Annotated in this window: 17 protein-coding genes; 13 read left to right on the top strand and 4 right to left on the bottom strand. The window is 49.9% G+C overall.

Annotated features, from left to right (window positions below):
* Positions 1–189: 189 nt before the first annotated feature.
* The gene (locus A372_RS0125205) at positions 190–1500 is read left to right on the top strand and encodes an MFS transporter (protein ID WP_019423696.1); all 1311 of its coding nucleotides are present in this window, start codon (positions 190–192) and stop codon (positions 1498–1500) included.
* Positions 1501–1587: 87 nt separating this feature from the next.
* On the opposite strand, the gene A372_RS0125200 is transcribed toward A372_RS0125205, so the two are convergent.
* Positions 1588–4293, bottom strand: coding sequence for a calcium-translocating P-type ATPase, SERCA-type (locus A372_RS0125200; protein ID WP_019423695.1), 2706 nt, complete (start codon positions 4291–4293; stop codon positions 1588–1590).
* Between the two features lie 602 nt (positions 4294–4895).
* On the opposite strand from A372_RS0125200, the gene A372_RS37645 reads away from it, so the two are divergent.
* Both A372_RS37645 and A372_RS0125185 read left to right on the top strand, forming a co-directional pair.
* Entirely contained in the window at positions 4896–5093 is a 198-nt protein-coding gene (locus A372_RS37645; RefSeq protein ID WP_157259716.1) for a hypothetical protein, read from the top strand.
* A gap of 61 nt (positions 5094–5154) precedes the next feature.
* Entirely contained in the window at positions 5155–6888 is a 1734-nt protein-coding gene (locus A372_RS0125185) for a glycoside hydrolase family 13 protein (protein WP_019423692.1), read from the top strand.
* A 98-nt stretch (positions 6889–6986) separates the two neighbouring features.
* Here A372_RS0125185 and A372_RS0125180 read toward each other — a convergent pair whose 3' ends face one another.
* Positions 6987–7964, bottom strand: coding sequence for a zinc dependent phospholipase C family protein (locus A372_RS0125180; protein WP_019423691.1), 978 nt, complete (start codon positions 7962–7964; stop codon positions 6987–6989).
* A gap of 175 nt (positions 7965–8139) precedes the next feature.
* Between A372_RS0125180 and A372_RS0125175 the strand changes: the two genes are divergently transcribed.
* From A372_RS0125175 to A372_RS0125145, 7 genes are all read left to right on the top strand, one after another.
* The gene (locus tag A372_RS0125175; protein WP_019423690.1) at positions 8140–9882 is read left to right on the top strand and encodes a sensor histidine kinase; all 1743 of its coding nucleotides are present in this window, start codon (positions 8140–8142) and stop codon (positions 9880–9882) included.
* Positions 9879–11489, top strand: coding sequence for a response regulator transcription factor (locus A372_RS0125170; protein ID WP_019423689.1), 1611 nt, complete (start codon positions 9879–9881; stop codon positions 11487–11489). The genes A372_RS0125175 and A372_RS0125170 overlap by 4 nt, the downstream gene beginning before the upstream one ends.
* 713 nt (positions 11490–12202) lie before the next feature.
* A complete protein-coding gene (locus A372_RS0125165) occupies positions 12203–13534 on the top strand; it encodes an extracellular solute-binding protein (RefSeq protein WP_019423688.1) in 1332 nt (443 codons plus the stop codon).
* A gap of 122 nt (positions 13535–13656) precedes the next feature.
* Positions 13657–14541, top strand: a complete 885-nt coding sequence (locus A372_RS0125160; RefSeq protein ID WP_019423687.1) for a carbohydrate ABC transporter permease — start codon at positions 13657–13659, stop codon at positions 14539–14541.
* Complete coding sequence (locus A372_RS0125155; RefSeq protein WP_019423686.1) at positions 14534–15367, top strand: carbohydrate ABC transporter permease; 834 nt, start codon at positions 14534–14536, stop codon at positions 15365–15367. The genes A372_RS0125160 and A372_RS0125155 overlap by 8 nt, the downstream gene beginning before the upstream one ends.
* A gap of 37 nt (positions 15368–15404) precedes the next feature.
* A complete protein-coding gene (locus tag A372_RS0125150; RefSeq protein WP_019423685.1) occupies positions 15405–16781 on the top strand; it encodes a sulfatase-like hydrolase/transferase in 1377 nt (458 codons plus the stop codon).
* Between the two features lie 144 nt (positions 16782–16925).
* On the top strand, positions 16926–18251 hold the full coding sequence (locus A372_RS0125145; protein ID WP_019423684.1) for a glycoside hydrolase family 125 protein: 1326 nt from the start codon (positions 16926–16928) through the stop codon (positions 18249–18251).
* 250 nt (positions 18252–18501) lie between these two features.
* Here A372_RS0125145 and A372_RS0125140 read toward each other — a convergent pair whose 3' ends face one another.
* The gene (locus A372_RS0125140; RefSeq protein WP_019423683.1) at positions 18502–20556 is read right to left on the bottom strand and encodes a methyl-accepting chemotaxis protein; all 2055 of its coding nucleotides are present in this window, start codon (positions 20554–20556) and stop codon (positions 18502–18504) included.
* A gap of 386 nt (positions 20557–20942) precedes the next feature.
* Here A372_RS0125140 and A372_RS0125135 point away from each other — a divergent pair, with 386 nt between their 5' ends.
* A complete protein-coding gene (locus A372_RS0125135; protein WP_019423682.1) occupies positions 20943–21422 on the top strand; it encodes a chemotaxis protein CheX in 480 nt (159 codons plus the stop codon).
* A gap of 82 nt (positions 21423–21504) precedes the next feature.
* Complete coding sequence (locus A372_RS0125130; RefSeq protein WP_019423681.1) at positions 21505–22281, top strand: SDR family NAD(P)-dependent oxidoreductase; 777 nt, start codon at positions 21505–21507, stop codon at positions 22279–22281.
* Positions 22282–22412: 131 nt separating this feature from the next.
* Here A372_RS0125130 and A372_RS0125125 read toward each other — a convergent pair whose 3' ends face one another.
* Entirely contained in the window at positions 22413–22676 is a 264-nt protein-coding gene (locus A372_RS0125125; RefSeq protein WP_019423680.1) for a DUF2573 family protein, read from the bottom strand.
* Between the two features lie 139 nt (positions 22677–22815).
* On the opposite strand from A372_RS0125125, the gene A372_RS0125120 reads away from it, so the two are divergent.
* Positions 22816–24099 (top strand): DEAD/DEAH box helicase, encoded by a 1284-nt coding sequence (locus A372_RS0125120; RefSeq protein WP_019423679.1) that lies wholly within the window; start codon positions 22816–22818, stop codon positions 24097–24099.
* Positions 24100–24350: the final 251 nt, after the last annotated feature.

Here is a 24350-nt window from a genome sequence, read left to right as displayed (position 1 = left end):
CTACATTGATACGTTGTGCACTGAAGGCTGCAATGGATGAGATCGTAATGTTTGTTTATAAGGAGCGAGCAGCAAAGTTGAGTTAACAAAACTTAATATTTGAAACAGTTGACCCGCTGCCTCGCGATCACGCACAATGAGTGAGGACGTTCTCATGAGAATATTTATATCGTAGGTAGGGGGAGTGCGATGCGCACGAAGGAAGTTCGCAGTTGGATGATGTACGACTGGGCCAACTCCGCGTTCGCCACAACAATGCTGGCGGCGGTTCTGCCCATCTTCTATCAGACCGTGGCCGCATCGAATTTGCCGGCTCATCAAGCAACGAGTTACTGGGCGTTTACGCAGACGATCGGCATGATCCTCGTAGCGTTGCTGTCGCCGATTCTCGGCGCAATGGCCGATTTATCTCAGCGCAAAATGGCCTTTTTGCGCGTATTTGCATGGGCGGGCGCACTGGCGTGCACGCTGATGGTATTCGCTGGCGAGGGCGATTGGATTTACGTATCGGCTTTATTCATCATTGCTACGTTGGGCTTCTCGGGAGGCAACACGTTCTATGATTCACTGCTGCCTGACATTGCTGCGCCGCATGAGCGGGATGAGGTATCCGCCAAAGGTTACATGTACGGATATATTGGCGGGGGCGTACTGCTAGCCATCAACATCGTCATGCTGGAAATGTGGGAACCGCTCGGGTTTTCAAGCAAAGTGGCCGCGACGCAGGCCGTGTTTTTGACCGTCGGTATTTGGTGGTTTTTCTTCTCCATGCCGCTGTTCAAAAATTTGCGTGATCCGGTTCGAACTGAACGTCGGCCAGTTGCGTATTATGCGAAGCGCGGCTTTGGACGTATTTTTCAGACCGTAAAGAGAATTAAGCATTATCCAGAACTGATTAAATACATTTTTGCCTTCTGGTTTTTTAATGACGGCATATCTACCATCATTGGCATGTCAGCTATTTATGGAGCTGAAATTGGAATTCAGACGAGTCATCTCATTATTGCGTTGCTCATTACACAGTTCGTCGGCATTCCGTTTACGTTCCTGTTCGCCAAGTTCGCTAACCGGCTTGGTTCGAAGCGTTCGCTCTACATTTCACTCAGCACCTATATCGTCATCGTGTTTCTCGGATATTTCATGACAACTGCGCTTCACTTCTACATTTTGGCGTTCATGGTCGGGATGGTTCAGGGAGGAAGCCAAGCCGTGTCCCGTTCTGTTTACAGTCAAATGGTACCGCGCAACCGAGCGACCGAATTTTTCGGTTTCTTAAGCTTATCGAGCAAAGTCTCGGCCTCTATTGGCCCGGCCGTGTTCGGAGCCGTCGGGTTGTTGACCGGCTCGACGCGGCTTGCCATTCTATCCATATTGCTTTTCTTTATTGTCGGTATCGTGCTGCTTATTTTCGTCAACATCGAGAAGGGACGCATGGAGGCGGAGCGGGAAGAGGAGATGTGGACGACGTCGTCGGCATCGTCCGGCATGCCTTTGAAATAGAGCGGGAAATAGAAACATCACCCCTTATTGTTATCAACAACAATAAGGGGTGATGCAAGGGGCTTTTCAATAGCGCAGGAAGCAGGGTTAAGCTTGCTTGTTCAGCGAGCGGGTCACCAGCTTCACGATCTCCACAATTGGAACAATCGAGAGCGACGCCGCAATGACGACGATCCATTGCTCTGTATTCAACATGACGACATTGAATAAATCGTTCAAGCCCGGGATTACGACGACCACGATGACGAGCAGCGCGGAAATGAGGGCCGCATAGTTCATATATTTGTTCGAGAAAAATCCGATCTTGAACAACGAATGCTTATTGGAGCGCACATTGAACGCATGGGTAAGCTGGATTAAGCCCAACGTGGCGAACGCCATCGTGATCGCGACGTTCTCGGAATAATGCGTATGTCCCCAGTAATACGCGAATAGCGTAAGCGCGGCTTCCAGCAACCCTTGGTATACGATGCTGCTGCCAACCCCATCCGCAAAAATGCTTGTCGAGGCTTTGCGCGGCGGCCGCTTCATCATGTCGGATTCCGCTTGCTCAAAGCCGAGCGCGAGTGCAGGCAGTGTATCGGTTACTAAGTTAATCCACAATATATGAATCGGGAATAGTATTTTCCAATTCAACAGCGTTGCAATGAAGAGCGTTACGACCTCACCCAAGTTGGCCGACAGCAAATATTGTATCGTCTTGCGGATATTGCTGTACACTTTCCGGCCCTCTTCCACGGCGACGACAATGGTGGAGAAGTTGTCGTCGGCCAGCACCATATCGGACACTCCTTTTGACACGTCCGTACCGGTAATCCCCATTCCAACCCCGATGTCTGATGTCTTCAACGCAGGCGCGTCGTTCACACCGTCACCGGTCATAGCGACAATCTTGCCTTTCTTCCTCCAAGCTTGAACGATGCGAACCTTATGTTCAGGCGATACCCGCGCATAGACGGAATACTCTGTCACTTTGTCTGCGAAATCCTTGTCGCTAATCTGATTCAACTCGGTACCGGTCAGTACGCCGCTTTCGTCTTGGATAATGTCTAGTTCCTTCGCAATGGCCGCGGCTGTATCCCGGTGGTCACCCGTAATCATAACGGGACGAATACCCGCCATCTTGCAAATGCGCACCGCTTCCTTCACTTCTTCCCGCGGCGGATCGATCATGCCGACAAGACCGCTGAAGACAAGCTCTTGCTCCACCGCTTCGGTGGTCAACTCTTCCGGCAGCCGCTCTGCATCCTGATAGGCAAGTGCCAATACTCGCAACGCCTTGATGGCCATTTCTTTATTCGCGGCGGCGATGTCATGGCGGTGTTCGCTCGTCATAGGCACAACAGTGCCATGAATGAAAATATGGCTGCAGCGTTCGAGCAGAACATCAGGCGCGCCCTTCGTCATGAATCGGTATGGGCTTGCCGCTTCAACATTTCGATGCGACGACATGTCATGAATCGTCGTCATCAGCTTGCGCTCGGAGTCGAATGGAATTTCGGCTGTGCGCGGATAGCGCCGTTCGCCATCGCGCTTATCCAGTCCCTTTGCCAGCGCGAAATCGACCAGTGCCGTTTCTGTCGGATCTCCGATGAAAGATACGTTGTTCTGCGTCCCGGCCGCATCACTTGCTCCTTCTGTAATTTTCGAATCGTTGCAGAGCGTCATCACTTGCAGGAACGACTCATAGCCCTCGACTTGCTGCAATGGTTCTTCCGCCGGGTGCAAGGCACCGTCCAGATAGACATGCTTGACGGTCATTTTGTTCTGCGTTAGCGTACCTGTCTTGTCCGAGCATATAATTTCCGTGCTGCCGAGCGTTTCCACTGCCGGGAGCTTGCGGATAATTGCCTTGCGCTTCGCCATCTTCTGAACGCCCAATGCCAGGATGATCGTAACGATCGCAGGCAAGCCTTCCGGTATGGCGGCTACCGCCAACGAAATGGAAGTGAGGAGCATCTCGAAAATTTCCCGTCCCTCGATCAATCCGACGACGAAGATGACAATGGCAACGCCGATAATAATGAACGTAAAATATTTCCCCAGCTCGTTCAGCTTAGTCTGGAGCGGGGTAACCTCATCTTCCTCTTGCGAGATGTAGCCGGCGATTTTGCCGACCTCAGTCTCGGCTCCGGTCGCCGTGACGACGCCGATACCTCGCCCGTAGGACACATTGCTGCTCATATAGGCCATGTTCTTGCGATCCCCGATGACGAGATCGGCCTTGTCTAATGCTTCGACACCTTTTTCAACTGGAACGGATTCACCGGTTAAAGCCGCTTCTTCAATCTTAAGCGAGGCGGATTCGATAATCCGCAGATCCGCCGGCACGACATTTCCAGCTTCCAGCACGACAATATCGCCCGGTACGAGGTCTTCGGCTTTAATGTTCATCGCTTTGCCGTCGCGTACGACCTGGGCATACGGAGACGACATTTGCTTCAGTGCCGTCAGCGCTTGCTCGGCTTTATTCTCTTGAATAACCCCCAGCACCGCATTCAATATGACGACAACCAAAATGATGAGTGAATCTGTCCACTCGCCCAATAAGCCGGAAATCAGCGCCGCAATAAGCAGGATAATAATCATCACATCTTTGAATTGTTCCAGCAGCTTCGCGAAGATGGATTTCCCAGCCGCCTCCTGCAGTGCGTTCTTGCCGTAACGCCGCAGCCGTTCCTCCGCTTCTGCTGCCGACAAGCCGTCTTTGCTCGTCTGCAAATGTGAAATGACCTGTTCGGCCGTTAGGGTGTGCAGCGGCTCGACAGGGTTCTTTGTATCGCTCTTCTCCATAAAAGTCATCTCCTATCCAATCTAGTGTGATGGTTTGAGCGAAAAGTTATGTATTTGCTTGAAGAGCTTGTGCTTCAGAAGGTGTTTCCCTGCAAAAACTAGTACTTCTCGGTGCTGAGAAATGGTCTTTTTGAACACACACTTATATTAACGCTGCGAATCGATTTTGAATCGTGTATTTTGTTAAGAAATGGTGAGGAATGGATCAAAGCATAAGACACCATGCTGCGAGGATCCTTCGACTTCTTCTTCAAAAAAGCTAATGATAGACACCTTTTTCATTATGTAAGCGGTTCTTCGTTAAGGGTCCTCCATCATAATGGAAGTACGTCAACCATGAAAGGAGAACACACGGAATTTTTGTCCGGTATTCACGGATGGGGCATGCTGTCCTAGTTCTGGAGCTTGGGCGGCGAGAACCTCATCATGGTGCGCGGCACGAAGCAGAAGGAAGCGGCCTGGATCTTCATCACATGGATGATGGAAGCTGACACGCAGCATATATTGTATAATACCGCTCTGTTTCCATCACGTACGGATGTTCTCTACGGGCATAACAAGCTGTCATACCCCGTCAGCGAGTATATGGAGCCTTATTGGGAATGCATGAAGTATGCTTTTTTCGTCCGCCGTTGTATCATTGGGGAAAGATAGGAAAGGAATTTGACGCCGCTATGGTGCGCATCTTCGACGAAAGGGCAGCAGTACAAGCGACTTTGGACGATTTGGCGCAGCGAATCGATCGGCTAATCGCTGCAGAGCGGCAAGAGGAGCAGCATCGCGCTGCACCTGCTGAATAAGGGCATGCTTCGCGGTGTCAGGCCAAAGCAAGATCAACTAGATTGAAGGAGAGGCATTCATATGAACGAGAAAGATCAAGTGTTCCCAACGAGTGAAGTGAATGAGACAAATGGGGCGAAGCGGACATTTTGGAAGGAAGCTGTCGTCTACCAAATTTATCCGCGCAGCTTTCATGACAGCAACGGAGATGGAATTGGCGATTTACAGGGGATCATATCCAAGCTGGATTATTTGAAAACATTAGGCATCGATGTCATTTGGCTGTCGCCGGTATACGAATCGCCTAACGATGACAACGGCTATGACATTAGCGACTATCGGGCGATACATGAAGAGTTCGGCACGCTTGCCGATTGGGAAGTGTTAATAGACGGGATGCATGCGCGCGGGATGAAGCTCGTCATGGATTTGGTCGTTAATCATACATCTGATGAACATGCCTGGTTCGCCGCATCGCGCGAATCGGTGAACAGTCCGTACCGTGATTATTATTATTGGCGTCCGGGCCGCGGTGACCATGAACCGAACAATTGGACGTCGGTCTTCAGCGGCTCTGCGTGGCAGCATGATGACCGCACGGATGAATATTATTTGCACCTCTTCTCCAAGAAGCAGCCTGATCTGAATTGGGAAAATCCGCGCGTGCGCGATGAAATCTATGATATGATGCGCTGGTGGCTTAATAAAGGCGTCGACGGCTTCCGCATGGACGTCATTAACTTTATTTCGAAAACACCGGGACTGCCGAGTGTCGGCGAGGAACGGTATGCGTGGGGCGGAGAGCATTTCATGAACGGACCGCATCTGACGGAGCATTTGCAGGAAATGAAGCGGGAGGTGCTTGACCGTTATGAAGTGATGACGGTCGGTGAAATGCCGGGCGTTACGGTGGAACAGGCGCGTGAAATTACGGGTGAGAATCACGGTTCTCTCAACATGGTGTTCCAATTCGAGCATATGGAGGTCGATTCAGGCGCCGGAGGCAAGTGGGATGTGACGCCATGGAAGCTGCATGATTTGCGCTCCATTTTGCACAAATGGCAGACCGGTCTTGCAGACAGCGGCTGGAACAGCCTTTACTTGAATAACCACGACCAGCCGCGCATGGTGTCTCGCTTCGGCGACGACAGCGCGTATCGGGTGCAATCCGCCAAGATGCTGGCGACGCTGCTGCATACGTTGCAAGGAACACCGTACATTTACCAAGGGGAAGAGCTCGGAATGACGAACGTCCGTTTCGATCGCATCGATCAATACAAAGATATTGAAACCCTTAATATGTATCGTGAGCATACGGAGCAATACGGCAAGGATCCGGCTGACGTGATGAAATCGATTTATGCCAAAGGCCGCGACAATGCGCGCACGCCGATGCAGTGGAATGCATCTGTGCATGGCGGCTTCACGTCGGGAACGCCTTGGCTGGAATCCAATCCGAATTACACGGATATCAATGCGGAACAGGCGCTCTCGGATCCGGACTCCATCTTCTACTACTATCAAGCGCTCATCCGGTTGCGGAAGCAGAATCCGATTATGGTGTACGGCGATTACCGTCTCTGGCTGGAAGAGGACGAATTCATCTATGCTTATACACGTTCCTGGGAAGGCAAGGAGTGGGTCGTACTGTTGAATTTCGCGGGTCATGACGCTGCGATCCACTGTCCTCCAGAATGGAAGGGGCGCGCCTTTACACGCATCATTGGAAATTACGAAGACGTGCCGTTCGGTATGTTCGCGAATGCATCGCTGCGTCCGTTCGAGGCGTTGGTGCTTGAAATAACCGCACGTTGAATGCTTGATTCTCCAACATATGATGTGTTTTCCTCTAAAACGGAAGAACGGACCCTCTCTCGCACATTGAAATAATGTGCGAAGAGGGTCCGTTTTGTTCAACCTATGCGCCATATCGGATCTTCGACCGTAATAGGACGGTTATGTTCCATCTCCAGCCCTGTCTCATACGAGCGATTGCCGATTGCTACTTGCAGCGTATTATAGGCACCTGCGATGTCCTGTCCTGCATCTGGTCCGTTCACTTCCGCGGCGTTGTCCCGAGCCTTCCAATAAGCGAGCGTCGCCGTCAGTACGCGTGCCGCGTCTTCCCGCGCCGTGTCCCACATATCCCATATGCTTGTCGTGTACGTTTCGTTCGTTCCCGTCGGGTCGGGCCACGCTGTGCGGGCTTCGTTCAATACATCGTATGGCGGAATATTTCGCTTATAGACAAACGGCTCGATTTGCTTGAAGGTTAATACCGTCTTTACGCCATACGGATCATGGAACAGGCGTTGCGCACGCACCATATCGCGGTTCGCGCCGTTCCAATATTCACGCTTGGCCTGACGGGCGAGTTCCGGAAAATATTTGTTAGACAGCTCCTCGAACAAGCGCACGATATCCTGTGGAAATTGTCCGCCTGTATCGATTTCCTTCCATACCGGCGTCTTCCATGTCTCCATACTCATCTTCTTCCGCACCACATGCGTGTCCATGAGCACCTCGAACCGTTGATGGTCCCATTTCTTGAATCCCGATCGAACGAATACATACGGATGCATATGGCGATCAAGGATATGATGGAGCAGAAATCCCAAGGCATATACGCGGTTCTCCGGCTGTTGGGGCGAGACGGAAGAGAGCAGATCAAGAATAAATGGCCCGCAATACTCGTTATGCATCGCCGAACCGATTTCGTTCATAACGGTAATGCGCTGCCAAGGGAAAAACTGATGATAGAACAGGAAGTCCGGCCCCTGACATCCCATATTGAACAACCGTTTTCGGTTCTCATCCTTAATCCATTCGGCGAGCCCAGCCTGAGCAAGCGCTTCTTGGCCGAACAGCAAATGCGTCCATATGTTGGGCATGTTGGCCCTCCCTTTCGTTAACGGATTCTATTCGTTGTCGGTAAATTCCCACTATAATCAAGATGACGTGTTGTAGGCAAAGTTGTCAACCTTTTTGTATAATGAGAAACGTTGAACGAAATGGTACGGAGCAGCATGTTTGACAGACGATAACTACAGCGAAGGAGACGACTCTATGATACGCGCGCGCACATTTGTCAGCTTGCAGCACAAAATTTTCAAATTCACCGTTCTGCTCGTGTGCATTCCGATATTGCTCATTGGCTCCATTTCTTATTGGTGGTCGGCAGATATTTTGCAGCAGAAAGTGTCGGTGTCTGATCTTAACACTGTCGCGCAGGTCGGCCTGAATGTGCAGTTCATGACAGACTATGTGCACGACACGTCGTTGTTCCTCATCCAATCGGACGAGGTCAGGCGGTTCCTGCTTAGCAATCCTGCATCCAATGAAAGCCTCGAGCGAGAAATCTCATCAATGGAACGGTTCTTCCTTCATCTCACCAATATGAAGGAATTCATTCACTCCATCTATTTGCAGGGCGAGAACGGGGTAACGTTCAGCACACACCCGGAGGCTGTCAGCTTGAATGGCATGATGCTGGAAGAGGTGAAACGGCTGCGCGGCAAGCCGTTGTGGTTCATACAGAAGCATAACAACTATGAGACCCTGTCTTTTATCCGCGAAATTCGGGATGTGAACAATGTCGGACGCCGGCTTGGCATGGTTCAAGTTAATATCGATCTGAATTATGTGCGCCAACTGCTGAACCAGCAGCGCATCGGCACCCGTGACAGCTTCTATTTGCTGAATGAAGAGGGGCTTGTGCTAACGTCGACGGTGGATGACAACCTCTATTCCAAGCTTCCGGATAACTTCGAGTTTCCAGATCAGGCCTATGGGGATCACGGCTACTATACGGTTGCTATGGATAAGGAACGGTATTTGATTACGTATGCGGGCATTGCCAAGACCGGTTGGCGGATCGCGCATGCCGTTCCGCTCAAGGAGATGCTGGAAGAGAACGCCGTTATTACGAAAATAATGCTCATCGCGATGATCGCGTCACTCGTCGTGTGTGTCGTTACCGCCATCTTGTTCTCGAAGCGGATTATCCGCCCAATTCAGCATTTGCGCAGTTTGATGCTGCGGATGGAACGGGGGCAGTTCCAAGGACGCGTGCAAGTTCAGAGCAACGATGAAATCGCCCAGCTCGGTCGCAGCTTCAACCGGATGAACGAGCGGCTTCATGAGCTGGTTAATCAGGTATATGAAGCGGAGCTGAGGAAGAAGGAAGCGGAGCTTAAAGCGTTTCAAGCGCAGATCAATCCGCATTTCTTATATAATACGCTCGATACGATTTATTGGATGAGCCGAATGGAGAAGGCATACGAAACGGCTCAATTGGTCGAGGCGCTATCCAAGCTGTTCCGTCTCAGCCTGAATAGCGGCCAAGAGTTGACAACGGTTCGCGACGAGGTCAATCACTTGAAAAATTACATGATTATTCAACAAAAGCGGTACGAGGATATGATAGATTTTCATTTGGAAACCGATAATGAAGATACACTTAATGGGCGAACTGTGAAGCTCATCTTGCAGCCCTTCGTGGAAAATGCGATTGTTCACGGCATCGAGAAGCTGGGCGAGCCGGGCTGCATTCGAGTGGACGTATTCCGGAAAGAGGACAAGCTTATCTATCGCATCTCGGATACGGGAACCGGGGTCGATGTGGCGGAGATGGAGCGGCTCATGCACGAAAGCGGGGCTAATAACCGCGGTTTTGCGATTAAAAATGTAAATGACCGGATTCAGCTTTACTTCGGCGATGACTACGGAGTGACCTTCAAAAATAACGAGGCTGGCGGAACGATCGTAGAAATCATACAGCCTTGGAAGACGGGAGAGGATATGACATGAGTGCGATTAAAGTATTGATTGTAGATGATGAAGTCATCATTCGAAAAGGTATTCGCACCTCTATCGATTGGGAGCCGCTTGGCATCGAGATTATCGGCGAGGCGAGGAACGGGCAAGAAGCGTTGGAGCTGGCGGAATCGCTGCAGCCTGATATCGTAATGACTGACATCCGCATGCCGCTGATGGACGGGCTGGCGCTGGCTGCCAAGCTGAAGGAGCAGAAGCCGCACATTAAGATCGTGATCGTGTCCGGCTATGACGATTTCGATTATGCGAGGCAAGCGCTCAAAATCGGTGTCAGCGAGTATTTGACCAAGCCGGTTGGAGCTGAGGAAATGACGAAGCTGATGTCGAAGCTAAGGGATCAAATCCGCGCGGAACGGGAACGTCACAATGAGGAATCGCATAATGGCATGCTGCTGCGGGAAAGTATGCCTTACATTCAGGCAAAGTGGCTGAACCGACTTTTAAAGGGCGAGCACCAAGACGAAGTGACGATTCGCGATCGGGCGAGGCAGCTGCACATTCCGCTGGATGGACCCGAATATGCCGTAGTCGTCATCGATATTGACGATTATCGTCTCATTATGGAGCAATCGACGGATCGGGAGAAGGAACTCATACAATTCGCTATTCAAAATATTGCAGAAGAGCTGTTCGGAGAGAAGTTTACGACCGCGGTCTGCCGCACAGAGGAAGATACGCTGGCAGTGCTCTTAAGTGTGAACATGAGCAATAAGCATCTTATTACGGCATGCTGTGAGGAAATGCAGCAATGTGTGCGCCGTTATGTCAAGCTATCGGTAACGCTCGGCATCGGCAGCATCATTTCTTCACTCGCTAACGTACCAGCGAGCATGGAGGAGGCGATGTCTGCGATTCGAAGCAAGGTGTACCGTGGCAAAGGGCAAATCATCGTCTTTGATGCGAAAGAGCATGCCCAAATGAAATCGCCGATGCTTATCCCTACGGAAGAAGAACTCGAGCTCTTGCAACGACTTGCGACGATGGACTTCGCAGGCATTCAGGAACGGCTGGACAAATGGTTTCGCCATTGTGCGGAGGAAGGCGTATCGTATCAGCATGTTCAGACGCTCTGTGTGAAGCTTGTGGTGCTTGCGACAACGCATGTAGAGCAGATGGGCGTGAAGCGTACCGATCTGGATCCGGTGCTCTTGAACCCATATGATGAGGTGAAAAAGTATGAGACCGCGCACGATATGAAGCAGTGGCTCCTGAAAATGTTCGAATCGTTCATCCAAACCATTTCGCAATATAAGACAAGCCGTTACCGGAATATCGTCTCCGTTGCCATTCAATACGTTCAGGAGCATTACGCGGAGGAGCTGAAGCTCGAAGATATCGCGGGGCACGTCTACGTTACGCCGAATTATTTCAGCCGCGTGTTCAAGCAGGAGACGGGCGAGCACTTTACGGAATGGCTGAATAAATTCCGGGTGGAGAAGGCGAAGCCACTCCTGCGGGATGTCAGCCTCAAAGTGTACGAGGTTGCGGAACAGGTCGGGTATAACGACTATAAATATTTCGCTCATATTTTCAAAAAGTATACGGGCACTACACCTAAGGAGTATCGAAATCAGTTATAATGCGGTTAAATTGCACAATATGGACGAGAGGACAAGGACGGCTTGCGAGCTATCCTGTCCTTTTTTGCGGTATTGGCCGCGGGCATCCACAACTGACTGTCTATTCACTATGCTTTCTCCGCATTTTATCCGACTCAGGACTTGATCATTGACCATACCGGTTAACTCGCAATTAAACATAACTGACCAACCTGCCTTGCAGCAAATAAATGACTCGTCTGTTAGTCCCTTTTGCCCAATCTCCCACAGGCTCAGAAGCAAACATACCGCTTTTCCAACGACTAAAGTGATATATGCTCATAGGCAGACAGGAGTGGTTTCTATAAGAGCGGGAGAATTCGCATCAGTAGGTAATGGGGATTTCGGCAATCGGGATAAATAGACATGGCAAATGTTCGGATGTGAGCGGTTTTACGACTGGGATACTGACTCAAGGGGAGAGTGGGGCTAAGGGGAGAATAGAAGAGATAACATGGTGCTGAAATTTTGAAGGAATAGGTCCTGCGCTGCATTTTCCATATGATGAGTAACGATATTTCGTGAAAGGCACCCACGGGGGAAATTCAGGAAATAAAAGTAATAGTTACTCGAAGAGGCTAAAAAAACGGACATTTTAATAATTCTCTCTACTTATTTACTTGTATGAATTTCCTATACTTAAGTTGTAAACGTTAGCAAGTCTAATGAAGACATACACGAGGGGTGTACACAACATGAAAAAAGGGTTAAAACGTTGGACGTCCATGCTGCTTATTTCCTGCATGGCTTTGGTGGTTGCAGGCTGCGGCTCGTCCCAATCCTCTTCTGGCTCAGGCGAGCAGGCAGAAGGCAAGAAAGAACCAATTAAATTTATGCATATGTTTGACAAAAACGCAGAAGGCGGCGGCCTTCACCAAGCGGAATTGTTGGACACATTCATTACAGAAAATCCTGACATTAAATTGGATCAGGAAGTTCAGTCCCACGATAACTATGAGACGAAAATCAAAACATTGGCTGCAGCGAACGAGTTGCCAGACGTCTTCCTAATTAAGAGCTCGATGGTAACGACGTTCGTCGAGAACGGACTAGTAATGTCAGTCGACGAGATGCTTGATAAAGATGCAGATTGGAAAAATGGCTTCGTGGACGGTGCGCTTGATACGTATCAAGTAGACGGAAAAACGTACGGAATCCAATTCTCCGGCGGTCCGACACACGCTATTTACTACAACAAAGATCTGGTAGCGCAAGCAGGCTTCAATGAATTTCCGAAGACGTGGGATGATTTCCTGAAGCTTATTGATAATTTGAAAGCGAAAGACATCACGCCGATTGCTTTTGGAAACAAAGGAAAATGGCTCGCAAACTCTAGCTACATGTCTACGCTTGGCGATCGTTTCACCGGTACGGAATGGTTCAATAAGCTTGTTAACAATCAAGGCTCTAAATTTACAGACCCTGAATTCGTACAAGCGCTCACTCTGTTCCAAGACTTGGCGAAGCGCGGCGCGTTCAACAGCGACATGAACTCGATCGACAACAACCAAATGAAGACACTGTACTATAACGGTAAAGCAGCGATGTTTATTGAAGGCGCTTGGGCAAGCAACGCGGTTGAAACAGGCGGCCCGAAAGAAATTCTCGACAAAACAGAGCTGGCTATCTTCCCGGCTATTGACGGTGCCAAAGGCGAACAGAACGGTGTATCCGGCGGCGGCGGTTGGGCTTATGCCGTCAACGTAAATATCGACAAAGCCAAATTGGATGATGTTGCGAAAATGCTGAAATTCTTGTCTGACAAAGATGCAGCGAAAGTCATTCTGAAATATGGCGATATTCCATCCAGCAAAGTGGAAAACATGGATGAATTGAATCTGTCTCCAATGACGAAAAAAATGGTGAAAATGCTTGAAACAACGAAGTATGTACCGATTTACGATTCCCGCTTGTCTCCTGGCTTGACTGAATCGATGAACGCAGCGATACAAGATATGCTGATCGGTCAGATTACACCAGAAAAAGCAGCAGAAGTGATGCAAAAAGAATTCGACAACGAAATGTAGAGATAAATGGATTAGTTAGATAGATAGAGAAACTTGGATAGGATAGGGATAATTCTCCCGGGCGCATGCCCGGGAGAATCGTTATCCTGCTGAAATCGAAACAGAGAGAGGAGAGAACCGTGATGAATAACACCGCTATCCGTCCCAAACGTTGGACGTTTTTTGCATATTTGATTCCAGGCGTTGTCATTTATGCATTTATGGTGCTAGTCCCGTTGGTGCTCGCTTTACGGTACAGCTTCTATAAATGGTCCGGCGGTCCGAAGATGGAATGGATCGGCCTGAAGAACTATCAAATCCTCCTGCAGGATGAGAAGTTCTGGGGAGCCTTTATCAATAACTTGCTGATTGTTGGTTTTAGCGTTATCGGGCAGATTGGGATAGCTTTCATAATTGCCATATTCTTAATGAATAAATGGGTGAAATGGCGTGAGTTCCACCGTACCGTTATTTTTATTCCGGTCGTATTGTCGTCCGTCGTTATCGGCTTTCTGTGGTCGATGATTTATAACAACGATGCAGGACTTCTGAACTGGCTCTTGACAAGCTTGGGGCTGGAATCTTGGATTAAACCGTGGCTCGATGACCCGAACGTCGTCATGTATTCCGTAACAGCACCGATCGTGTGGCAATATATCGGGTTCTACTTGATTATTTTCATGGCCTCTATGCAAAGCATTAACGGTGAAGTGTACGAAATGGCGGAGATTGATGGCGCCACAGGCATGAAGAAGACGTTGTACATTACATTGCCGTTGATGAAAGATACACTCAAAATTGCTGTGATGCTCTGTATTGCGGGGAACATGAAGGCGTTCGACAGTATCTTCGTTATGACCGGCGGCGGCCCGGGCAACTCCTCGACTGTTATGGCGCAATACGCTTATGATACGTCGTTCAAAGCGTTCAAGCTCGGGTACGGCAGTGCAATTTCCATCGGCATTATGGTACTTAGTGTCGGGCTCATCATGATTAGCCGCTTGATTGGAGGGAAGAGCAATGACTAAGCTGAAGACGCTCATACCGCGGATTCTTATCAATCTCTTTTTGTTCATCATGTCGTTGTCATGCATATTCCCGATCCTATGGATGATTTACTCTTCGCTCAAGACACAGCAGGAGTTTAACACGAACATTATTTCTTTGCCGACGCGGTTGAATTTCCAGAACTATATCGACGCGTTCCGTATCGGGAAGATGGATACGTACTTCGTGAACAGTGTCATCGTAACCGTGCTGACCGTCGTGCTGACTGTTGTCATCAGTTTCTTGGCCGCCTATATATTGGCGCGGTTCAATTTCCCGGGACGTGGCGTCATTTATTTCATGTTCCTGGCTGGTATGCTTATCCCGGTGCACGGCCTGCTTATCCCGGTGTTCGTCGAGTTCAAGTCGCTCGGATTGTTGGACCAACGGATAACACTCGTCCTGCCTTACGTTGCCTTTAACTTGTCAATGGGGATCTTCCTATTCGAGAACTTCATCAAGACTGTGCCGCTTGAGGTGGAAGAGGCAGCAGCGATCGATGGCAGCTCGACGACACGCCGTGTACTGACGATTGTGCTTCCGATGTGTCTGCCAGTTATCTCGACGGCGATTATTTTGTATTTCCTCGGTGCATGGAACGAATTCCCGTTCGCACTCGTGTTGATTAAGAGTCCGGAGCTTCGTACACTGCCGGTCGGCTTGACCAATTTTAACGGACAATTTACGGTCAACTATCCGCAGATGATGGCGGCGATGGTTATCGTTGTGTTACCTGTCATTTTGACCTATCTCGCATTTTATAAGAAAATAATGCAAGGGATGACTGCGGGGGCCGTTAAAGGATAAGCCGCAACTCACTCATAACGAATTGGGGGTAGGCACAATGCTCAAAGACTCGAAGCGTAAACCGAACGTTGTCTTTATGGTAGCTGATGATCATCGTTATGAATCGATACGCGCTCACGGCAATACGGAAGTAGAGACGCCGACGCTGGACGCGCTGTCCAAGCGCGGCGTAAGCTTTCAGAGTACGAATATTATCGGCGGGATGGATGGGGCGGTCTGCGCCCCATGCCGCGCCTGCTTGAATACGGGTTCTTCCATCTTCGGCGCTACGGTGAAGCAAGACTTGGGAGATACAATGGAGAAGCTTACCATTGCTCCCCAGAAGGTAACGATGGCGGAAACGTTCAGAGCACATGGATATTACTCGTATGCGGTCGGGAAATGGCACAATGATAAGGCCAGCTTCAACCGCAGCTTCTGTGGCGGGAATCAGATCTTCTTCGGGGGCATGAGCGATCACCGCCAAGTGCCTGTCTATCCGTACGATCCGACCGGAGCGTACACTGCCGATATGCGCAAGATGGAGACGACCTTCTCGACGGAGCTGTTCGCGAATGAAGCTGAATCATTTATCCGATCCTATGAGAAGGAGGAACCTTTCTTCCTCTACGTGGCGTTCACTTCACCGCACGATCCGCGGACTGCGCCAGAGCCGTATGCGTCGCATTATGATGCGAATGCGCTGCAGCTCCCGGCCAACTTCGCAGTGGAGCATCTATTCGATAATGGCGAGATGCACATTCGTGATGAAGGGCTCGCCGCTTCGCCGCGTGATCCGGATGAGGTTCGTCAGCATATCGCCGACTACTATGCAATGATTACACATCAGGATGCACAGATGGGACGTATTGTGCAAGCGCTTGATGACAGTGGACGACTGCAGGACACGATCGTTGTGTACACGTCAGATCATGGGCTTGCCGTTGGACAGCACGGCCTGATGGGCAAGCAGAATCTATACGAGCACAGCATTCGCATTCCGTGGCTGATGGCGGGACCAGGCGTACCGGAACGAGAAGCAGTTGACGGACTGGTGTATCAGATGGACATTATGCCTACTCTGTGTGATGTTGCAGGCATTGACATTCCTGCTACCGTGGAAGGCTGCAGCATGAAGCCGCTCATGGATGGAAATGGAGACGAAGGACGGGAGACGGTCTACTCGTTATATAAAGATACGCAGCGTATGGTGAAGGACGGACGCTGGAAGCTGATACGCTACCGCCGCTCTGATTGGAGCAATGAAGGAACGGACACGCTTCAACTTTTTGATTTGACTGAAGATCCTGCTGAAACGCGCAACCTTGCGCATGAGCCGGGGATGAAGCAGCATGTGGAGCGTCTGGAGCAGGAAATGGAACAATGGATGCGCCGTGTTGGCGATCCTTTTGTCGAACATTTTTGTGCAACCTAATAAAGTTCGCTCTTTCATCTAGCAAGCTGAAACGTTTCCATGTAAACTGAAGGAAGTCACGACGGACAAGCCGTTCTTTTCAGCTCGTGCGTACTCGTGATTGTAGAGACATCATCATGTGGAGAACAAGTGGAGGATGAAATCATGGAACAATTCCGATTGCCGAAAATTGATGTGCCTAAGTTTGAATTGCCTCAGGCGGTACATCGCGTCTTGGAAGAAGCAGAGCAGAAGCTGGCGCATCGCCCTAAGCTGCTGAAGCTGTTCAAGAACTGCTTCCCAAATACGCTCGAAACGACGACGAAATTGCTGGATGACGGCACAACCTTCGTCTTGACCGGAGATATCCCAGCGATGTGGCTGCGCGATTCGGTCGAACAGGTTATTCATTATGTGCCTTTTGCGAAGGATGACGAAGATCTACAGCATATTATCGGCGGCTTGATTAAGCGCCATATGTACTATATCAATATTGACCCGTATGCAAACGCGTTCAATGAAACGGCTAACGACTGGCACTGGGATGCCAATGACCAGACGGACATGTCCCCTTGGGTATGGGAACGCAAATACGAGCTCGATTCCATGTGCTTCTCGATTCGCCTTGCCTATACGTATTGGAAAGAAACCGGCCGCACCGATATTTTCGATACGAACTTCAAAATGGCGATGCGCAAAATCGTTGACGTATGGAAAACAGAACAGCACCACTTTGAGAAATCGCCGTACCGCTTCATGCGCGAGAACTGTCCGATTATCGACACACTGCGCAATGACGGTCTCGGAATGCCGGTGAACTATACGGGAATGACCTGGTCTGGCTTCCGTCCGAGCGACGATGCATGCGACTTCCATTACAACATTCCTTCGAACATGTTCGCTGTCGTCAGCTTGCGCCAAATGCAAGAGATTGCGAAGTACGGCTTCCGTGACGAAGCGCTTGTCAGTGAAATGGCGAAGCTCGAGGAAGAAATCAACCACGGCATTCAATTGTACGGGGTATACAATCATCCGACATTCGGCAAGATCTATGCCTTCGAGACGGACGGCTTCGGCAATCATTGCCTAATAGACGATGCGGGTACGCCAAGCCTGATGTCGATTCCGTATATCGGATATACAACGGTAGAGGATCCGATTTATCAAAATACGCGCAAATTTATTTTGAGCAAAGAAAATCCGTTCTATTTTGAAGGGAAAGCTGCAAAAGGTATCGGCAGCCCGCATACACCGGACGGATACGTATGGCATATGGCGTTGTCCATGCAGGGCTTGACGGCTGACAACGACAATGAAATGCTCGCCATGATCAATATGCTGGAAGCTACCGATGCGGATACTGGCTTTATGCATGAAGGCTTCTTGGCGGATGATCCGAACGTGTTTACCCGCGCTTGGTTCGCATGGTCGAACAGCCTGTTCTCGCAATTGGTATGGAAAGCGATGCAGCGCGGCCTGTTGGATAAATAATAACAAGCTGGAGTCAGTGCCAGCGTTCATTATGGATACGATCAAGCAAGGAGTTATCCCATTAGTGATTGATACAATTTAGGGATAGCTCAGATTATTAAAATATTGTAGCGTAAAAACGAAAAAATGGTGGAGCAGGGACTATTCCTGCTCCACCATTTTGTGCTTTTGGCCGACTGGGCGGACCACGAATAAACGGGGACTGTCCTTCAAGTCATGCAGACCTGTCGGGACAGCCCCTTTGGATTAGTTATATTTTGTATTGGCTAATCATTTGATTCAAGGTATGCGCCATCTGCTTCAATGCTTCGGCATTGTTCATCAAAGCGGACATATCCTCCAGCTGCCGCGCGGTGAATTGCACTAGCTCTTGAGAATGATCCGCATTTTTCGAAGCGATGTGAGCTATTTCATTCACGGATGCGAGCACTTCCTCAGACCCTGCGGACATCTCTTCCGTAACCGCCGAGGATTCTTGGATCTGACCCGTTATATCGGTCACTTCTTTTACGATGTTTTGGAACATATCGCCCGATACTTGCACTTTAATCATGCCGTCGCCAACGTTTTGACGCACATCTTCCATCGACTCTACCGCCCTGCGGGCATCGCCGCGGGTTTGCTCGATAAGCTCCGCAATTTCATTGGCGGAAGCCGCCGAGCGTTCCGCCAGCTTTCTCACTTCATGAGCAACGACCGCAAAGCCTTGGCCGTGTTCGCCAGCGCGCGCGGCTTCAATCGACGCATTCAGAGCAAGCAGACTTGTTTGCGACGAAATTTGGGTGATGACATCGACGATATGCGCCATCTGCTCCGAACGCTCGCCTAAGTTTTGCACCAATGTCCCCGAGCTCCGCACAGACTCATCAATTGCGCTCATTTGCGTCACTGCTTGCTGAATGAGCACGTTGCCTTGCAGCGCTTGCTCGCTTGTGTCTTGAGACGTTTCGGATATGCTGGTCGTGCTTTCGGCGATGCGCTGAATGCCAATCGTCATTTCTTCCATCGCCTTGGAGCCTTCGTCCGTTCCTCTCATTTGCGTCACCGCTCCGTCAGCTACTGTCTGCACGATGGAATCGACTACTTTTAACTGATTCGCACTTTCTTCCGTATGCGCGGATAGCTTCTCCGACGATGCGGCCAGCGTATTCGCAGCACCGCGTATCTCCATGACCAAATTCCGGATGGATGATTGCATCACTTGCAATGACTGCCCAAGTGCGCCAACCTCATCCTTCTTCCGCTGGATATGGGCTGGAACTTCCTGTGTGAAGTCGCCTGAACTGATCTTCTTCAGGTTGGCAACGACTGTCTGAATCGGTTTGGAAATGTTCGAGGCAACCGCAAGCGCCAACAGTACTGCCAAGATGGCACATATAGAGCTAGTTATGAGATTGACCATGCCGATTTTGTCAGCTTCTTGCGTCAGCTCGCTTTTTTCAACGACAGATAAGTATTTCCAGCCCGTTTGTTTTGATGTGTATAGATTCGTCATGTAGTCAGTTCCGTCTATTTGAACATCGAATTGATCCGTTGTTTTTTCTTTGATATTTGCAAATTCGGGCACACCTATTTCAGAGATGTTTTTGGAAATAAGCTTAGCATCCCGCGGGTGAGCAAGAATGGTTCCGTCTTTGGAAAGCAGAATGACATAGCCTGTTGAGCGGATTTTAATGTTTTTGAGTTGCTCGGTCAGACTGCCTAAGCTCGTATCGATCCCGACTACGCCAACCGGGCTGCCACTGTCGTTTTTAACGACGGCAACGCTGCTCATAGTCAATAATCCGCTAACCGAACTCAGATATGGCTCGGTCATCACCACTTTATCAGGATTCGCCTGCGCGCTTGCATACCATGGGCGGGTTCGCGGATCATATTTGGCCGCCATTTCTTTTTCCGGCCATTGGACATAGCTTCCTTGAGCGCCTGCTAAGAACACGGCAGAGGTTCTCGGATGCGATGCGGCAAAGCGTTCGAATTCGTTATAAATGTCACTTTCGATGCCGCCGTTTTGTGAAAATGTTGAATTCGTTGTTTTCGTTTGATTCGTGTAAGAGGTGATCGTGTGATCTGCTTTGGTTACGATCGGGCTGTTCGCCAACAACTGCACATTCTCATTAACCGTTTCAAAAAAAAGAGAGATTCTGCCGTCTACCTGCGAAATTTCGTTCGTCGTCGATGTAACGAAATTAGTGGTGATCTCATTTACCATACTGCGATGTACAATTACGCCAATCAATGAAATGGGAATCAGAATCGTAACTAGAAATGAAAGAATCAATTTAGCTTTAATACTTTTCAACATAGTTGCCCTCCCTAAGGTGCATTCGAAAGAGATTCGACATTTTATGAATTAATTCGACATAAGTATTTATCGCCAAAAAAATGACCATTCTTAATATGTGAATCGTTTGGTCGCCGATTTTATTTGAAAAATAAGAAAAAAAAGAGAAACATCGCGGATTTATGAACAAGGTTTGGATGCGCCATACGAGAAGATAAAGCTTTAGAAGTAGTTCTTTGTGCTCAAAATACATATAAATGCACATTTTTATTGAAAAACAGACAAATGATCTAGTGATCGACTCCATTGTTTTCAGTATAATAGTCATATAGAAGTGGGCGTATAGGACGTTCGAATGATATCGAACATTACTCCCTCATTGTCGGAAAGGGGCGAAAGATACAAAGATGAGAGCCGAATGGATTCATCCTTTTTTGCAATCGGCGTGCACGGTCATTGAACAAATCGTGCAGGTCCGTCCGGAACGGGGAGAGCTTGAGATGTTATCTTGGAGCGGAGCTCATGATTTCCGCATCCAGGTTGGTCTGACGGGACAATTATCGGGTCATGTGGCATTTGGACTAAATGAAGATGTGGCGATCAAGATGGCTTCGGCGATGATGGGAGGCTTCCCGCTGGAAGCACTTGACACTATCGGGGAAAGCGCGATTTCGGAGTTAGGGAATATGATAAGCGGCAACGCTACGACGTTAATGTATAACCAAGGATTGCGTGTCGATATTACACCGCCTCAATTGCTGGTCTCCTCTGATCACTCGGGGCCGATTAATCAGGCGATGGCCGTACCGCTCATTATGGGAGGCATCGGGCGGTTTGATGTGCTCATGCATTTCGGCTATAGTGATAAGGTTAGTATCGTATCCTAACGCATGATGCAGAGGCTGCAGCGATTCGGAAGCGGAAATGTGGCGGGCTGCAGCCCGGGGCAGGATTAAAGGAGTATGAAGAATGGATTTGAAGGGTAAAATCGTGCTGATTACGGGCGCGTCGAGCGGTATCGGCGCATTGACCGCACGTGCCGTGGCTGCGAAAGGGGCAATCCCGGTGTTCACCGGACGTTCCCTGCAGAAGCTGGAGGCTTCCGTCTTAGGCATTGCATCAGAGCATGCCGTCTATACGATGGACGTCACGAACGATGACGATGTTGAACGTGTCGTAGCCAATGTGCTGGAGCGGTACGGCCATATCGATATTTTGCTTAACAATGCGGGCTTCGGACAATTCGAACGTGCGGTAGACATGACTGTGGCGCAGTTTGCCGCTATGATGGACGTCAACTACATGGGTATCGTGCGCTGCACGAAGGCGGTGCTCCCGCATATGCTGGCACGTCGTGACGGGCATATCGTGAACGTGGCCTCAATGGCAGGCAAGATCGGATCCCCTAAATCTACCGGGTACAGTGCAACGAAGCACGCCGTGCTTGGCTTTACGAATGCGCTGCGCATGGAATTGTCAGGGACCGGAGTTGCGGTGTCTGCCGTCAACCCAGGCCCTATCGACACACCCTTCTTCGAGCTGGCTGATCCGTCAGGTCATTATGTGAATAATGTCCGCTGGTTCATGATGCCGCCGGAGAAGGTCGTTCGCCATCTGGTGCGCATCATGGAGACGCGCAGACAGGAAGTAGACCTGCCGTGGCTGGGAGCCATTGGGACGCGCCTTTACTCACTTTTTCCCCGTTTGTCCAATCGTGTAGCAGCCAAATTCCTGAATAAGAAATAAATGAACTACAGTTGGCTCTGAATCAAATAATCAGCTTGATAGGCCATAGAAAGGTCCGCTCATGCTATGTTGCGTATGGAAGCGACAGAGAATGAGCGGACTTTTTTGCTTGCTTTAGCATGGAGACGAGGTTATGTTTCGGTACCGCTTTGACGGTGGGCTTCGTTCATTTGTTTCATTTCTTCGAATAATGAGCGAACAGCGGCTTTGCCCTCTGGATGCGAATCATTCCAGTGGCGGGTCAGGTTCGGCATCGTCTTGTGCATATGATTGTACAGCGCCCATAACTTGACCTTCTCTACGGTGGCTTCATCAGAATGCCCGGTGAGAAGCTCCGCATATTTTACAATGAGCGCATCGAACGAAGCTGTCCAACTATGATTAGAATCGTTCATACAGCGACCTCCTCTACAGTTCGAGATAGATGTATGATTAGGCTAACATAACTTTGCCGGGAAAGAAAGTTGGAGGAGTTGACTCTTTTCGATATAATGAAGGCACACGTGGAAATACTTCCATAGAGAGGAACGATGCATGTTGAGTACAACCTTTGCTTCATTACAAATCAATGAGGAGCTGCTGGGACGGTTGCAGGCGAAGGAAATCGTCACCCCGACCCCGATCCAAGTCGAAGCGATTCCAGCTGCTCTCGCAGGGCGGGACGTGTTGGCCGGGTCACAGACGGGAACGGGAAAGACACTTGCCTATTTGCTTCCGCTCCTTATGAATATAGATAAGGATCAGCGGACAACGCAAGCCGTCGTCGTCGCTCCTACGCAAGAGCTTGCCATGCAAATTGTGCGGGAAGCGGAATACTATTGTGAGGGCAGCGGCATTCAAACGACTGCGCTTATCGGCGGTGCCGCCTTGAAACGGCAAGTGGAGAAATTAAAGGAGCGGCCTCAGCTCGTAGTCGGAACACCGGGACGGATACACGAGCTTATTGAAGTGCGCAAGCTGAAAATGCATGAGGTACGCACGATTGTCGTGGATGAAGTTGATCATGTCCTGCAAAAGGGCGGGGCTCGCGATACGGAGGCGATTATGCAAAGCGCTTTGCGTGACCGTCAGCTGCTGTTCTTCTCCGCTACGCTGCCGACGGAAGTAAAGACGCTGGCCGAACGGTGGATGCGCGAGCCGCAGCATATCGGCATCGAGCCCGAGAAGCGGATAGCCGATACGATTCAGCATCTCGTGTTCGTAAGCGAGGAGCGCGACAAGATCGATACATTGCGCCGCCTCGTGCGCCATTGGAATCCGAAGCAGGCGATCATCTTTGTGAACGACATGAGCCAGATCGGCGAATGGGAAGCGAAGCTCGCTCACGTCGGACTGTCGGTCGCTTCCTTATATGGAGATGCGCCGAAGCAGGAGCGGGTCAATGTCATCCGCCGCTTCCGGGAGGGGCAATTCCAACTGCTGCTGGCCACTGACATTGCTGCACGCGGCCTAGATATACCGGAGCTGCCGTACGTGTTCAGCGTGCAGCCTGCGTTTGATGCCGAGCACTACGTGCACAGGGCAGGCCGCACGGGACGTATGGGACGGCGCGGGACATCGGTAAACATCATTACATCGCGGGAGCGCTTCATCATGCGCAAATTCGAGCGCGAGCTTGGCATCGTCATTCAAGAGCGAGCCTACTATGACGGACGCATCTATGATCCGAACGATAAACGCGTGGCGAAGCCGACACGTTCCCGCCCGCGTGTCTCTGCCAATGAAAGTGATCCGCGCCCGAAAGGGGAGCGCCATCACGATCGGAAGAACAAAGGCGCTCCAAAATGGTTGAAGGAGAAGCGTCAACCGAAAAAATAACAGAAATAATAGGGATGGTCGGAGAAAGAGCCGCTGCACAAGAGAGTGCGGCGGCTTTTTTTGTAGAATTACGGCGAATAAGCTTAAGTTTTATCAACAATAAGCTTAAGTTTTTATCACAATTGTTGGATACTGGTAACGGAGCGATATACTTATGGGTGGAAGATGGAGAAAGGGAGATGAAATTTTGTCTGGAAAATGGAAAATCGCAATACTGATGTTAACCGTAATCGCTCTCATTAGCGGCTGCT

This window comes from Paenibacillus sp. OSY-SE (genome assembly GCF_000283315.1).
Taxonomy (GTDB): Bacteria; Bacillota; Bacilli; order Paenibacillales; family Paenibacillaceae; genus Paenibacillus_B; species Paenibacillus_B profundus.
Note: the sequence above shows the minus strand (reverse complement) of the source record. Positions and strands in the feature narration are given on the sequence as shown.